This window comes from Sebaldella sp. S0638 (assembly GCF_024158605.1).
Lineage (GTDB): Bacteria > Fusobacteriota > Fusobacteriia > Fusobacteriales > Leptotrichiaceae > Sebaldella.
Map to the genome: position 1 here is coordinate 33215 of NZ_JAMZGM010000014.1, position 13870 is coordinate 47084.

General features: G+C 35.2%; 15 protein-coding genes. 13 read left to right on the forward strand and 2 right to left on the reverse strand.

Annotated features, from left to right (window positions below; translation table 11 throughout):
• Positions 1-49 precede the first annotated feature (49 nt).
• Positions 50-2746, reverse strand: a complete 2697-nt coding sequence (locus NK213_RS06055) for a calcium-translocating P-type ATPase, SERCA-type (protein WP_253347861.1) — start codon at positions 2744-2746, stop codon at positions 50-52.
• Positions 2747-2764: 18 nt separating this feature from the next.
• The gene (gene ytvI / locus NK213_RS06060) at positions 2765-3931 is read right to left on the reverse strand and encodes a sporulation integral membrane protein YtvI (protein WP_253347863.1); all 1167 of its coding nucleotides are present in this window, start codon (positions 3929-3931) and stop codon (positions 2765-2767) included.
• A gap of 368 nt (positions 3932-4299) precedes the next feature.
• Here ytvI and NK213_RS06065 point away from each other — a divergent pair, with 368 nt between their 5' ends.
• The 13 genes from NK213_RS06065 (at position 4300) to atpG (ending at position 13858) form a co-directional block, all read left to right on the forward strand.
• Positions 4300-4737 (forward strand): hypothetical protein, encoded by a 438-nt coding sequence (locus tag NK213_RS06065; protein ID WP_253347865.1) that lies wholly within the window; start codon positions 4300-4302, stop codon positions 4735-4737.
• Positions 4738-4923: 186 nt separating this feature from the next.
• On the forward strand, positions 4924-6285 hold the full coding sequence (gene glmM, locus NK213_RS06070) for a phosphoglucosamine mutase (RefSeq protein ID WP_253347867.1): 1362 nt from the start codon (positions 4924-4926) through the stop codon (positions 6283-6285).
• A gap of 48 nt (positions 6286-6333) precedes the next feature.
• Positions 6334-7191 carry a hypothetical protein gene (locus NK213_RS06075; RefSeq protein WP_253347869.1) on the forward strand — a complete coding sequence of 286 codons (858 nt, stop codon included), beginning with the start codon at positions 6334-6336 and terminating at the stop codon, positions 7189-7191.
• 196 nt (positions 7192-7387) lie between these two features.
• Positions 7388-7573 carry a DUF4926 domain-containing protein gene (locus tag NK213_RS06080; protein ID WP_253347871.1) on the forward strand — a complete coding sequence of 62 codons (186 nt, stop codon included), beginning with the start codon at positions 7388-7390 and terminating at the stop codon, positions 7571-7573.
• 28 nt (positions 7574-7601) lie between these two features.
• Entirely contained in the window at positions 7602-8303 is a 702-nt protein-coding gene (locus NK213_RS06085) for a class I SAM-dependent methyltransferase (RefSeq protein ID WP_253347872.1), read from the forward strand.
• A 22-nt stretch (positions 8304-8325) separates the two neighbouring features.
• The gene (locus NK213_RS06090; RefSeq protein WP_253347874.1) at positions 8326-8568 is read left to right on the forward strand and encodes an AtpZ/AtpI family protein; all 243 of its coding nucleotides are present in this window, start codon (positions 8326-8328) and stop codon (positions 8566-8568) included.
• Between the two features lie 165 nt (positions 8569-8733).
• Positions 8734-9141, forward strand: coding sequence for an ATP synthase subunit I (locus tag NK213_RS06095; RefSeq protein WP_253347876.1), 408 nt, complete (start codon positions 8734-8736; stop codon positions 9139-9141).
• Positions 9138-10040, forward strand: coding sequence for a F0F1 ATP synthase subunit A (gene atpB, locus NK213_RS06100; protein ID WP_253347878.1), 903 nt, complete (start codon positions 9138-9140; stop codon positions 10038-10040). The genes NK213_RS06095 and atpB overlap by 4 nt, the downstream gene beginning before the upstream one ends.
• A 127-nt stretch (positions 10041-10167) precedes the next feature.
• Complete coding sequence (atpE, locus tag NK213_RS06105; protein ID WP_253347880.1) at positions 10168-10404, forward strand: ATP synthase F0 subunit C; 237 nt, start codon at positions 10168-10170, stop codon at positions 10402-10404.
• 30 nt (positions 10405-10434) lie between these two features.
• The gene (atpF, locus tag NK213_RS06110; RefSeq protein WP_253347882.1) at positions 10435-10929 is read left to right on the forward strand and encodes a F0F1 ATP synthase subunit B; all 495 of its coding nucleotides are present in this window, start codon (positions 10435-10437) and stop codon (positions 10927-10929) included.
• A 5-nt stretch (positions 10930-10934) separates the two neighbouring features.
• Entirely contained in the window at positions 10935-11462 is a 528-nt protein-coding gene (atpH, locus tag NK213_RS06115; RefSeq protein WP_253347884.1) for an ATP synthase F1 subunit delta, read from the forward strand.
• Between the two features lie 16 nt (positions 11463-11478).
• Positions 11479-12984, forward strand: coding sequence for a F0F1 ATP synthase subunit alpha (atpA, locus tag NK213_RS06120; RefSeq protein WP_253347886.1), 1506 nt, complete (start codon positions 11479-11481; stop codon positions 12982-12984).
• A 13-nt stretch (positions 12985-12997) separates the two neighbouring features.
• The gene (atpG, locus tag NK213_RS06125) at positions 12998-13858 is read left to right on the forward strand and encodes an ATP synthase F1 subunit gamma (RefSeq protein ID WP_253347888.1); all 861 of its coding nucleotides are present in this window, start codon (positions 12998-13000) and stop codon (positions 13856-13858) included.
• The last annotated feature ends 12 nt before the right edge of the window (positions 13859-13870 follow it).

Sequence of the window (13870 nt, forward strand, 5' to 3'; positions counted from 1 at the left end):
CAATAATATTTTAAAAAGAAGAGGGTGCAGAGACCCCCCTTATTATATATTAATTCTCATCCTTAAATGAATTTAGTCTGAATAGTTTCAGTAATTCTACAATCACTATCGGCATGAAGGATAAAACCACAACAATCAGAGTATCTCTTCCTGACAGAGTAACTACATTGAATATATCCTGTAAAAACGGAACAAATAATACTGCAAGCATAAGTACAAATGAACATAATACAGCATAAACCAGATATTTATTGTTAAATATTCCTGTTTTAAATATGGAATTTGTTTTTGATCTTATATTAAATACATGCACAAGCTGTGAAAGACTCAGAACAGCAAATGCCATAGTCTGCCCGAGGATAATATTGGAAGGATCCTCGTGTATACCGATTCTGTATGCAATAAGTGTAAGTATACCAATCATGGTACCCTGATAACCAATTCTGTAGATCATACCTTTGGTAAAGATTCCCGTATTCGCCGGAATAGGTGATCTTTTCATAATATTGTCCTCTGCGGGGTCAAAACTCAGAGCAAGCGCCGGAAGGCTGTCCGTGATCAGGTTTACCCACAAAATATGTATAGGGATTAACGGTTCCACCCAGTTTACAAGAGTGGCAAAGAATAATACGATAATTTCTCCGATATTGCTGGAAATAAGGAACTGTATAGCTTTTAGAATATTATCGTAAATTCTTCTTCCTTCTTCTACAGCAGAAATAATAGTAGCAAAATTATCATCTGTAAGTATAATATCAGCAGCTTCTTTGGAAACATCAGTTCCCACTATTCCCATGGCAGCACCTATATCAGCAGTTTTCAGAGCTGGTGCATCATTAACACCGTCACCTGTCATGGCTACGATATCTCCGTGTTTCTGCCACGCTTTAACTATTCTTACTTTATGCTCAGGCGAAACTCTGGCATATACTGAAATACTTTTTACTCTGTTTTCAAGTTCCTGATCTGTCATTTTCTCCACATCGGCACCTGTAATTGCCTCATCGTCATTTTCCAGAATACCTAAAGCACTGGCAATAGCAGAAGCAGTTATCTTATGGTCACCTGTGATCATAACCGTTTTTATACCGGCAGTTTTACATTTTTCAATAGCAGATTTTACTTCCGGTCTTGGAGGATCTATCATTCCTACCATACCAATATATATTAGTTCAGTTTCCGCATTATCTGCAGATTCGCTGCTTGTTTCCTTATAAGCTGTCCCTAATACTCTTAAAGCATTTTCAGCCATATCGGTATTGGCTTTCAGGATTTCAGCAGTATCTTTTTCTGTTAGTTCTCTTACTTCATTATTTATAAGTATTCTGTTACATCTTTTCAGAAGCTCGTCAACGGCACCTTTGGTATAAACTTTTACAGTGTTTGTTTTTGTATCTTTATTAACTGTAGACATAAGCTTTCTTTCAGAATCAAAAGGAATCTCGTCAATTCTCAGTTCACTGTTCTCAAGATCATCTTTATCAAGGGAAAACTTTAACCCTAAATCTACTAGTGCAGTCTCTGTAGGATCACCCGTCACCTTTGTTTTTTCATCCTCGGTAATTATCTTGGAATCATTGCAGAGAACAATTGAAGTAATAAGAAGTCTCAATTCATCATCTAACGCACTGATATTTGCCACATCAACAGTATTATTATTAAAATATATTTTTTCCACAGTCATTTTATTTTGTGTAAGGGTACCGGTTTTATCAGAACACACCACAGTGGTACTTCCCAGCGTTTCTACACAAGGGAGTCTTTTTACAATGGCATGCTTTGTAACCATTCTCTGTACACCAATAGCAAGTACAATGGTAGCAATAGCAGGAAGACCCTCGGGTATCGCAGCAACAGCAAGACTCACTGCTGACAGGAATAAGTGCATAGGCTCTTTTCCATAACTGCTTCCTATAATAAACATAAGCACACAGATCACAATGGCGGCAATTCCTAGCATTTTTCCTAGTTTATCAAGTCTTTTCTGCAGAGGAGTCTGTGTAACTTCTGTAGAGTCCAATATAGCGGCTATTTTCCCTACTTCTGTATTCATTCCCGTTTCTACAACAATACCTTTTCCACGCCCGTATGAAACAAGACTGGCTGAAAATGCGAGGTTATCTCTGTCTCCAAGAGGAATGTCCGTTTCCTCTATAACAGCAGTTATTTTTTCCACAGGAACAGATTCTCCTGTCAGCGAAGCTTCTTCTATTTTCAGATTAGCAGCTTCAAAAAGTCTCAGATCAGCAGGAATATAATCACCTGTATCGAGTATTACCACATCTCCGGGAACCAGTTCTTTTCCGGGAAGCATGAGTATCTGTCCGCCTCTTAATACTTTGGAAACAGGAGAACTGAGTTTTTTCAAGGCTTCAAGTGACTTCTCAGCTTTATTTTCCTGCAAAACACCTATAACAGCATTTACTATAACAATTAACAATATAATAAAAGAATCGCTTATTTTTCCCAGAAAATCAAGAACAGACGTTACAGGCTCTTTACTTTCAAGAATACCTACCACTCCTGATATTACAGCTGCAAGTATCAAAATAATAATCATCGTATCTTTAAACTGAGCAAGAAATTTTTGAAGAAAAGTCTTTTTCTTTCCCTGCTTTAATTCATTATATCCGTAAGTTTCCACTTTTTCTGCAACCTGTGATTCTGTGAGACCTTCTGTAAGATTAGTATTCAGCAGATTTACAGTATCTTCAACGGAAAGATTATACCAGTTCTTTTTTTCCATGTTTTCTAATCCTTTCTGTTATGCATTTGTATTATTTTCATTTTCGCTTTTATTCTCAGTTTCAGTTTCGATTTTTTCTTTTTTTCCGAATATCCCTTTAAAAAATCCTTTTTCCAGATCTTCATGGAATACATTTTTCAATATGATAACAACAGCAGGACCCATGATAATTCCAATAAAGCCAGCGAGTTTCAGTCCTGTGTACATTGATAAAAGAGTTATCAAAGGGTGTACGCCGATATTTTTACTGTATAATTTCGGCTCCAGCAGCTGTCTTACTGCAGTAACAATAACATATAAAATTAATAAAGCAACAGCCATTTTAAAATCTTTTACTATAAGGGATACAACTATCCATGGGATCATAAATGCCCCGGCGCCAAGTATAGGCAGGGCGTCTATTGCACATATAATAATGGCAAATGTAAGAGGATACTGTACATTTAAGCCCATAAAGTGGAAAAGATTAAGCCCTATAAGCAATTCAAAAAAGCAAATAGTAATAAGCATAGCCTGTGCTTTCAGATAACCGCCTACTACAGACAGAAGATCGTTTTTTAGTGTATATATTTTGTTCAGCCATGAAACAGGAAGCTGCTTTTCTACGAATAAAATTATATTCTGTTTATCAAGACTCATAAAAACAGTGGCTATAACAGTAACAAAAAAGTAAATAACAACATTTGGCAGTGAAGTGATAAACGACAGAACATTATTAAGCAGAACGCTTATTTTTGATGTTGCCATGGAAATAATGTCACTTACCGAGCCTTTCAGCTGATTTAATATTTGTTCCGGAATTTTATCCAGAATTATAGTTCCTCTGTTCATAAAGTTCATGAAGTTATCTATCCAAAGCTTTATTTCCTGCGCATAAGTACTGATGTTAAATGAAAGACTGTATATCTCAAGTATCAGTTTCGTAACAATCAGGGAAATAAGACCTACTACAAATGCAAATACAATTAACAAAGCAATTGCGGTACTTATCTTTTTGGGCAGTTTCAGCTTTAAGTTCAAGAGTTTTGCTATTCTGGTAACTACCATGGAAAAGAGAATAGCAAGTACAAAAGGCGAAAGAAATACTGCGATTTTGAAAGCTATGAATATAAGCAGAAAAACCAGCAATATACGTCCGAAGAATAATGCTTTTTTAAATAATGCACTTTTATAATAATTATACATATATTACTCCTTATTTTATGGAATTTTGTAAAAAAAATGTGTATAGCGGCCTATACACAAAACTTTTAATAAAGGGCCTGCCGAAAAGGCATATTGACACAAAAAAAAGTGCATAAAATTCCCCATTGTTTTATGACTGATAATACCATGTATTTGGCATAAAGTCAACTAAATAACAGCTTTTGAACAGCAGAATATTTTATTTTAATTTTACGAAAAATAATTTTTATAAAACCGGATAATTATAGTTTAGATATTTTACAGCTTTTACAATATTGGGAAAAATAATTCTATTGTTTTTCTGTATAAAAAATTATGTTTATGGTAAAATATAACAAAGATTTAAAAATGTAAACAGGGGGCAGATTATGGATTACAAAAAGCTTTCTCAGGAAGAAAGAGACAGAGAGCTTAAAAGCGAACTGGAACTGACTCCGGAGAAAATAAAATTTATGGAAAAGTACAGGCTTTTCAGTACAGAGGATTTAAGATGGTATACAAATAAGAATAATACTCCTGAGAGAATCTATTTCAGCCATAAATTTTTGAAAAGCAACGGGATAATGGAAATATTGTTTAGAAAATACCAGTTTTGTTTTGCCAAGCTGAAATATTTCAGGGAAAATATAGAAAGATACGAGACTTTTAAATATGATCCTAAAGCCGGCTTTATAGAAACTGAAATGTGGGATGCAGAATTTTTTTTGCATAAAAAAAGCGGAAAATTTATTGATTTCAGATATCTGCAGCAGATTACAGAACTGGAAGTATTTCTGGGCTTTGTGGAGTGGCTGGAGAATAACTGAAACAGGTAAAAGAAATATGCAGGGATATGTTATTCGGGAAAAGATGATTTCCGGGATTCAGAACAGATAGAATTAATGATCGCACCTGTATTTCAAAAGATAAAATAATACTAATTTTACTCTTGAAAATATAGTTTAATGGTGTTATTATAACCTGTAGATATATATTATGAATTTGGAGGGAATATGGCTAGAAAATACTTTGGAACAGACGGAATCAGAGGGGAAGCAAATAAGGATCTTACTATAGATCTGGTTACGGATCTTGGACTGGCACTGGGCTATTATTTGAAAAAAAATAATAAAAAAACAACAAAACCAAAAATTATATTAGGAACAGATACCAGAATATCAGGATACATGATAAGATCAGCCCTGGCTTCGGGACTGACATCAATGGGAATTCATATTGATTTTGTGGGAGTGTTGCCTACACCGGGTGTTTCATATCTTACAAGACACCTTGGAGCAGATGCGGGAATAATGATTTCGGCTTCGCATAATCCGGTAAAGGATAACGGAATAAAGATTTTCAGCCAAAACGGCTATAAACTTCCCGACGAAGTGGAAGAAGAAATAGAAGGACTGATGGAAGACAGGGCAGAATTACTGAAGTATCAGGTTTCCGGTGATGATCTGGGGAGATTTAAATATGTGGAAGACGATATGAGAGAATATCTTAATTTTCTGACATCAACACTGAAAACAGATTTTAAGGGAATGAAAATAGTGGTAGATACTGCCAATGGAGCTGCTTACAGAGTTGCACCGAAAATTTTCCACAGATTAAAAGCTGATGTTACTGTTATAAATAATATACCTAACGGGAAAAATATAAATGTAAACTGCGGTTCTACGCATCCCGAGCTGTTACAGGAAGTGGTGAAAGTGTACAAGGCTGATCTCGGGCTGGCTTATGACGGGGATGCAGACAGATTAATTGCTGTAGATGACAAAGGAAACATAGTAGACGGAGATTTGATAATATCTGTTATTGCAAAAAACTTTCAGGACAAAGGAATACTTAACTCTAATAAATTAGTAACAACTGTACAGAGTAATATGGGATTTGAAAAGCATCTTGATAAAAACGGAATAGGACTTATAAGAGCCAATGTAGGAGACAGATATGTACTTGAAAAAATGAAAGAACATGGTCTGAATCTCGGCGGAGAGCAGTCAGGACATATAATTATGCTTGATTATAACACTACAGGAGACGGTGTCCTTTCTTCAATACAGCTTGTAGCTGCAATAAAGGAAAGCGGGAAAAAATTGAGCGAGCTTGTGGAAGATATAAAATTATGGCCGCAAAAACTGGTAAATACTGTAGTTTCAAAAGAGAAGAAACAAACATGGACTGAAAATAAAGAGCTTATGGATTTTATAAAGCTGAAAGAAAAAGAAATCGAAGGAAAAGGAAGAATACTGGTGAGAGCTTCCGGAACGGAACCTTTGATAAGAGTAATGGTAGAAGGGGAAACACAGGAAACAGTGGATACTTACATTGAGGCGCTGGTAGGTAAGGTAAAAGAACTGTTATTATAAACATAAAAAAATAAGAGATTTCAATTTTGGGAATTTTTGGGAGGAAGTATGAGTAGTAGGCTAAGAGGATTACAATCAGGGGTTTTAAGAATAATTCTTTTGTTTTTATGGCTTGCAGTAGTTTTATTTGTTATAGGCTTATTGGGAAATATATTTAATCTGACTGTTATGAAAGATGAACTTTGGGCAATTTTCGGAATAATTCTGAGTATTTTGGTGGTGTTAGGTTTTTTACATGTGGTAATTAGTTTAAACATAATTTCTAATGCCATAGCGGCATATTCCGGATACGGCGAGCCTGAATACAGAAGAGTGGATTACAAAAAAATATTAATGGCTTCAGGAGTGCTTATTGTACTGGTTCTTGGAATACAGTCTATAGTAAAGGTTCAGGTGGAAAAGAAAAATCTTGAAATACTGAAACAGCAGGCTACGGATATAGGAAGTTCGGCGGTAACAACAAAAATAGTGACACAGATAGATGAAGACGTGCAAATGAGAGAGTTATATTTTTCAAGAGATTTATTATTATTGACCATGAAAGAAAATGCACTGACTATGCTTATACCTAAAATCAGAGACGGAAATAAGGTATTTTATCAGGTTACATCGTGGGATTACGATTCGAGAGATGAGAGAAAAATTTCAGAGGCGCTGGAAAGACCCTATATACCTGATAAAAATGTAAAAGAAAAATTTGATAAAATGTTAAAGGACAGAAAAAGTTTTGATATAAGATCAGGAAGAAATATGACAGTATTTTATCCTGTGGAAAAAAACGGAGAGCTAAAGCTGATATTGGTTATTAATTCTACAAGTGATATTAATTATGAGTATTTGAAAGAAAGAAGTGCAGCAGCTTCTGTACCTGAAGTAACTGCACCGGAGAAAAAACCGGCAAAATAAATCTGCAATAATTGAAAAGGAGTTTTATAAAATATTTTACTTTATGAACAGCTCCTTTTTTTATTATTAAATATTAGTGCTGGAATAGGGAAAGATTCCCAAAATACAAGGTCTGAAATAATTTAATTTTATTCTTGAAAATATAAATTATTGGTGTTATCATATTTATACAACAAAAGAATACGGGAGAAAAACTATGGAAATAGGAAACAGGGTAGTGTACATCGGCGAGGATAACGATGTAACGACACTTAAAAACGGGGACACAGGAACGATACTCTTGTCACACGGCGACGGGTATTTTGAAGTGGAGTTCCTTGATGAAGAAGGTATTGTGAAGGTGCTGGAAACATTAAATGATGAGTTTCTGGAAAAACTTTAAGATGAAATAATTATTGGAGAGGTGTAAATTGCATAAAGAATTTGCAAATATTTATGATGTTTTTATGGAAAGCGTCAATTATGAAGACTGGTACAAATATCTCAGAAAATATATAAAAAAAGCAGGGACGGTTCTTGATCTGGGCTGTGGAACAGGTGAGTTTCTCGTGAGATTTTCCAAAGACGGATTTAGCAGTATCGGAGTGGATATATCTGAAGTTATGCTGGAAATAGCCGGGGATAAAACAAAAGAGTCCAAAGATGTGGAACTATATCAGGGAGATATCAGAAATTTCAGGGCTGAAAAGCCGGTGGACTATGTCGTCTGTAATTTTGACACAGTGAATTACTTTGATAAATTCGGTGATCTTGAGGATTTTCTGCTTTGTTCATATGAAAATCTAAAAGAAAACGGAATTTTGATATTTGATGTGGTAACAGAAGAGATATTTGAGGAAATGTTTGAAAACGGGGTATTTCTTGATGAAAAGGAAAATTATCTCACAATATGGCGGTACAATAAAGAAGGGGAAAACTACATTATAAATATAAAGCTTTTTATAAGGGAAAAAGAAAATCTGTTCAGGAATTATGAAGAAGTTCATGTAAAAACTATATTTGATTTAGAGGAAATAGCCAATAAGGCTCTTGAAACAGGATTTGATATAGTGGATATAAAAAATGACGAAGAATTTGGTGAAAACAGGTTTTTCTTTATATTGAAAAAATAATTGAATTACGGGGAATTTTAAAATGAAAAATAATGAAAAAGCAAAGAAAAATAAAGAGAGACAAAGAACACTAAAGTATATGTCGGTGGGAATGAACATGGTTTATACGCTGTGTACACCCATGGTGCTGATGGGGTGTCTGTATTATTTTGTAATAGAAAAAAAATTCGGACGACATCCGCTGATATTCATAATTATGATAGGGATAGGGCTTATATCAGGGTATTACAGTTTTTATAAACTGGTGAAAGAAATTGGAAAATAAACCCTTGACTTGTTGGTCAATAGGGTATATACTTATGTACATCGACATCAAAAATAAATAGTTTTTATTTTCCCCTGCCCAAAATAAAAGCAGGAAAATAAGTTGCGGAGCTCACTTTTTATAAGCATCTGACGGAAAATAAATCCTTGAATTGGGAGTCAATTAATGTTAGAATATTTTAGTAAAGATATAATAAAAATGCTGAAAATAGCAGTGGTAATCACAGCAGTACTTTTACTGATAGGAGTGATCTTTCAGATAAAGGCACTATACTTCGCCTGTTTTCTCGGGTGTCTGGTGTCTATTTTCAATATAATATCTTTATACAGGGACTGTCAGAGAATAATGTATTTTCCTGACAAAATCAAATCAAAGGTCTACTCCCAGTTTTTTCGGAGATTTATTATCTACGGAATAGTGTTATTCATAGTAGGCTATATAACACAGAAATATGAATTCGGAAGACTGGAGCTAAATATGCTGTTTTGTGGTTTAGGACTGCTGAACTTTAAGATATCCATGTATCTGAGCATGATGTTTAGAAGTAAGAAAATAGGAGACGATACGGTATGAAAAAAATAATGAGAGTAGTTGGGCTTTTGTTGGGAGTTATGCTGGTAATCAACCTTATACTATGGGGTTTACAGTATATATTGCCGATAACTTATGCAACACCTCCGCTCATAGAGGGGCCTAAAATATTCTGGTCGCTGACAATCGGCGGACTGGTATTAAATATAAACCAGACGATAGTAACGACATGGGTTGTAATGATAATTTTGATTGCTTTGCTGGCAATAGGAACAAGGAATTTAAGCGTGGAAAATCCTACCAGGTTTCAGGTAGTTCTGGAAATGTTGTATTCATTTATTGAAAACATGTTTCTTGCTAACTTCGGTAAATATAAGAAGACATTCGTATCGTTTATAACAGCGTTGTTTTCATTTATATTTATGTGTAACCTTATTTCGTTTTTTCTGCCGTTTATACCGCTTGTGGAAAAGCTTCCTAGCGGAGGATACAGTGTATCGCCGTTTTTGAGAAGCCCGACAGCTGATATGAATACGACGGTAGGACTGGCGTTGCTGGTAGTGGTAATATTCCTGTCTTGTGCAATAAAGACAGAGGGAGTAACAGGATATATAAAAGGTCTTGCATCACCGACACCGGTGCTTTTGGTAATTAACGTTATCGGAGAAATTGCAAAACCGATAAATACGTCTATGCGGCTTTTTGGTAACATGTTTGCCGGAATAATAATAATGGGACTGCTTTACGGACTGACAATAAACGTAGCTGGTCATTTATTCGCATTTGCCCCGGGATGGGTGGCGTTTTTACATCTTTATTTCGATCTTTTCACAGGAACAATACAAAGTTTTGTATTCGTGGTACTGTCATCGGTTTACATATCCGAGACACTTGGTGATAAAGATGAGGAAGAAGAACTGCAGCTGCAGGCGGCACATTAGCGGTTGCCCGGCTTGGAATTAAAGTAACTGATTACAGCAATGTAAAATGCAGGTTACAGGTTTATAGTTTATTCAAATAAATATAAAAACAAAATGAAAAATGAAAATATTACAGGAGGTAATTAAAATGGCAGATATAATGCAGGCAGCAGCTTTATTAGGTGCAGGAGTAGCAATGATAGGTGGTATTGGAGCCGGAGTAGGACAGGGGTTCGCAACGGGAAAAGCAGTAGAAGCAGTATCAAGACAGCCTGAAGCTAAACAGGATATACTACAGGTATTATTCATAGGGTGTGCGATTGCCGAATCTACAGGTATTTATTCATTAGTTATAGCATTCCTTTTAATCTTCATGAAAGGATAAAAAAATTCAGAAAGTTCGAGGTGACTATATATGGAAAATGGATCAAATTTAATCACATTAGATCTTTCAATGCTTCTTCAAATTATAAACTTTCTGATCTTAGTTTATGTATTCTGGAGGTTATTTGGGAAAAAAATAGGACCGATTTTAGATGAGAGAAAGAAAATAGTTACCAGTAAATTGTTAGAAGCAGAGGAAGAAAGAGCCAATGCCAGAAAAGCAACCGCTGAAGCTAGTGAATTAAAAAGAGAAGCAAAAAAAAGAGCTAATGAAATACTCATAAGAGCTGAAATATCAGCAGATGAAAGAAAAGAAAAAATATTAAAAGAAGCTAATCAAAGCAGAGAAAAAATGCTTACGACAGCTGAAATAGATATAGAAAAAATGAAACAAAGCGCATCAAAGGAACTTCAGAAAGAGGTTTCCAGCCTTGCAGTTACGCTGGCTGAAAAGATACTTAAAGAAAATATAGATAAAGACGGAGACAAGATAATAAATAATTTTATTGAAGAAGTAGGAGAGTAACTATTATGCATGAGGCAGATATAGCAAAACGATATGCTGAAGCAGTATATGGGGTTGCTAAGGAGAAAGATAAAGTAAAAGAAATATATGATATGCTGAATTCTCTTATGGAACTATATATAAATGATTCTGAATTTAGAAATTTCATGTTGCATCCGCTGATAGAGAATAGTGAAAAGAAAGATTTTCTGGGTAAAATTTTTACTGGAGCAGACGATATTATAATGAACATAATTGATTATCTCGTGGATAAAAACAGAATAGAGATAATAAAATACATTGTTTCCGAATATCTGAAACTTTACTATCTGGAAAACAACGAAGTAGAGGTTACTGGTATTTTCAGCAAAGAACTAAGCGAAGAACAGTATGCCCTGCTTAAGAGTAAATTAGAGAAAAAAGTAGGTAAAAAAATAATTTTAAAAATAAAAGTAGACAAAGATATTATTGGCGGTGGAATAGTGAAAATGGGAGATCAAATAATTGATGGCTCAATAAAACGTCAAATAGAAAATATAAAAAATACTTTCTAGAATGGAGGTGCTTTCTTTGAAAATTAGGCCAGAAGAGGTTAGCAAGATCATAAAAACAGAAATAGAGAATTACAAAACATCATTAGATATAGCAAGTGTAGGAACTGTGGTAGAAGTAGGAGACGGGATAGCGAGAGTATACGGACTTCAGAATGCCATGCAGGGAGAACTCCTTGAATTCCCCAATAATGTAATGGGAATGGTTCTTAACTTAGAAGAGAACAACGTAGGGGCTGTTCTCCTTGGTGATTTTTCACTTATAAAAGAAGGAGATACAGTAAGATCAACTGGAAGAATTACACAGGTTCCGGCAGGAGAAGCAATGCTTGGAAGAGTAGTAGATCCATTGGGAAATCCAATAGACGGCAAAGGACCTGTAGAAGCTGCAAAATTTATGGAAACTGAAAGAAAAGCTTATGGAATAATAGACAGACAGCCGGTAACAGAACCGCTGCAGACAGGGATAAAAGCAATAGACGGAATGATACCGATAGGAAAAGGACAAAGAGAATTAATAATAGGTGACAGACAGACAGGGAAAACTGCAGTTGCTGTAGATGCCATTGTTAATCAAAAAGGAAATGACGTTTACTGTATATACGTAGCAATAGGACAAAAAAGATCCACAGTAGCAGGACTGCACCAAAAGCTTATAGACAGCGGTGCTATGGAATATACTACAATAGTTGCAGCAACAGCATCTGAATCAGCTTCACTTCAATACCTTGCACCTTATGCAGGGGTAGCAATGGCTGAGTACTTTATGGAACAAGGGAAACACGTTTTGATAGTATACGATGATTTATCAAAGCATGCCGTGGCATACAGAGAAATGTCACTGTTATTAAAAAGACCGCCGGGAAGAGAAGCTTATCCCGGAGATATATTCTATCTTCACTCAAGACTTCTTGAGAGAGCGGCAAAGCTGAGCGACGAACTTGGAGCCGGGTCGATTACAGCCCTTCCGATAGTAGAAACTCAGGCAGGGGATGTATCTGCGTATATACCGACAAACATTATATCAATAACAGACGGACAGATCTTCCTGGAATCAGACTTATTTAATGCAGGATTCAGACCAGCGATAAATGCAGGAATATCAGTATCAAGGGTTGGAGGTTCCGCACAGATAAAAGCTATGAAACAGGTAGCATCACAGGTAAAACTGGAACTTGCACAATATACTGAATTACTGGCTTTTGCACAGTTCGGATCTGATCTGGATAAAGCTACAAGAGACCAGTTAAACAGAGGGGCTAAAATCATGGTGGTTCTTAAGCAGCCTCAGTATGATCCATACCCTGTAGAAGAACAGGTAGTTTCATTCTTTGCAGTTACAGGAGGATATCTTGATGCAATAGAAAAAGAAAATGTTACTACTTTTGAAAAAGAATTACTGAAAAGTATGAGAAATAATTCAGATATATTAACAAGAATAAAAGAGAAGAAGGCTCTTGATGACGGGCTTAAAAAGGAACTGGCAGATTTCATCAAAAATTTTAAAGATAACTTTGAACAGTAAGTAGGTGTTTTTTATGTCAGCAAATATGAAAGAAATAAAAGGTAGAATAGAGAGCATAAAGAGTACCAGCCAGATTACCAACGCAATGAATGTGGTATCTTCTACAAAGTTTAAGAAATTTCAGACTTTGACATTAAGCACTAGAAAGTATGCGCAGGCTATAGAAGAAACACTGGGAAATGTGGCTGGAAGCCTGAAGTCCGTACATCATGTTCTTTTTGACGGAAAAAAAGAAGTAAAAAGAATTGGTGTAATCATGATGACTTCAGACAGAGGACTTTGCGGAAGCTTTAACAGCAATACCTTTAAAGAACTGGAAAAGTTAGTGGCAAGCTATGGGGAAAAAGGCGTAAAAGTTTCTGTAATAGCTGTAGGGAGAAAATCAAGAGATTATTGTAAGAGAAGAGGAATAAATGTAGATGCGGAATATATACAGCTGATTCCTGAAACAATGTTTGAAAAGGCAAAAGGAATAAGTGAGAATATAGCCGAATTTTATCTGAGCGACATATATGATGAAGTGCATATTATTTATTCTAAATTTATATCTGCAATACAATATGAATTAAAGGTGGAAAAACTGCTTCCTTTAGAGAGAAGAGAAGCAAAAACCAATAAGGAATATATATTTGAACCTTCAATAGAAGCTGTTTTAAGAAGTTTACTTCCTAAAAGCTTAAATATAAAGATATACCAGTCATTACTGGAAAATACAGCAAGTGAACATTCAGCAAGAATGACTGCAATGCAGAGTGCAAGTGATAATGCCAAGGACATACTGGATGAATTGACATTAGATTATAACAGAGTAAGACAGTCGATTATTACACAGGAGCTTACTGAAATAATTGGCGGATCAAATGCCTTAAAATAGTAGATAGGAGGG

What these genes read in the sequence shown, in the direction of transcription:
- NK213_RS06055 (WP_253347861.1), bottom strand. Translation starts at nt 2,746, where the DNA reads ATGGAAAAAAAGAACTGGTATAATCTTTCCGTTGAAGATACTGTAAAT.
- ytvI (WP_253347863.1), bottom strand. Translation starts at nt 3,931, where the DNA reads ATGTATAATTATTATAAAAGTGCATTATTTAAAAAAGCATTATTCTTC.
- NK213_RS06065 (WP_253347865.1), top strand. Translation starts at nt 4,300, where the DNA reads ATGGATTACAAAAAGCTTTCTCAGGAAGAAAGAGACAGAGAGCTTAAA.
- glmM (WP_253347867.1), top strand. Translation starts at nt 4,924, where the DNA reads ATGGCTAGAAAATACTTTGGAACAGACGGAATCAGAGGGGAAGCAAAT.
- NK213_RS06075 (WP_253347869.1), top strand. Translation starts at nt 6,334, where the DNA reads ATGAGTAGTAGGCTAAGAGGATTACAATCAGGGGTTTTAAGAATAATT.
- NK213_RS06080 (WP_253347871.1), top strand. Translation starts at nt 7,388, where the DNA reads ATGGAAATAGGAAACAGGGTAGTGTACATCGGCGAGGATAACGATGTA.
- NK213_RS06090 (WP_253347874.1), top strand. Translation starts at nt 8,326, where the DNA reads ATGAAAAATAATGAAAAAGCAAAGAAAAATAAAGAGAGACAAAGAACA.
- NK213_RS06095 (WP_253347876.1), top strand. Translation starts at nt 8,734, where the DNA reads ATGTTAGAATATTTTAGTAAAGATATAATAAAAATGCTGAAAATAGCA.
- atpB (WP_253347878.1), top strand. Translation starts at nt 9,138, where the DNA reads ATGAAAAAAATAATGAGAGTAGTTGGGCTTTTGTTGGGAGTTATGCTG.
- atpE (WP_253347880.1), top strand. Translation starts at nt 10,168, where the DNA reads ATGGCAGATATAATGCAGGCAGCAGCTTTATTAGGTGCAGGAGTAGCA.
- atpF (WP_253347882.1), top strand. Translation starts at nt 10,435, where the DNA reads ATGGAAAATGGATCAAATTTAATCACATTAGATCTTTCAATGCTTCTT.
- atpH (WP_253347884.1), top strand. Translation starts at nt 10,935, where the DNA reads ATGCATGAGGCAGATATAGCAAAACGATATGCTGAAGCAGTATATGGG.
- atpG (WP_253347888.1), top strand. Translation starts at nt 12,998, where the DNA reads ATGTCAGCAAATATGAAAGAAATAAAAGGTAGAATAGAGAGCATAAAG.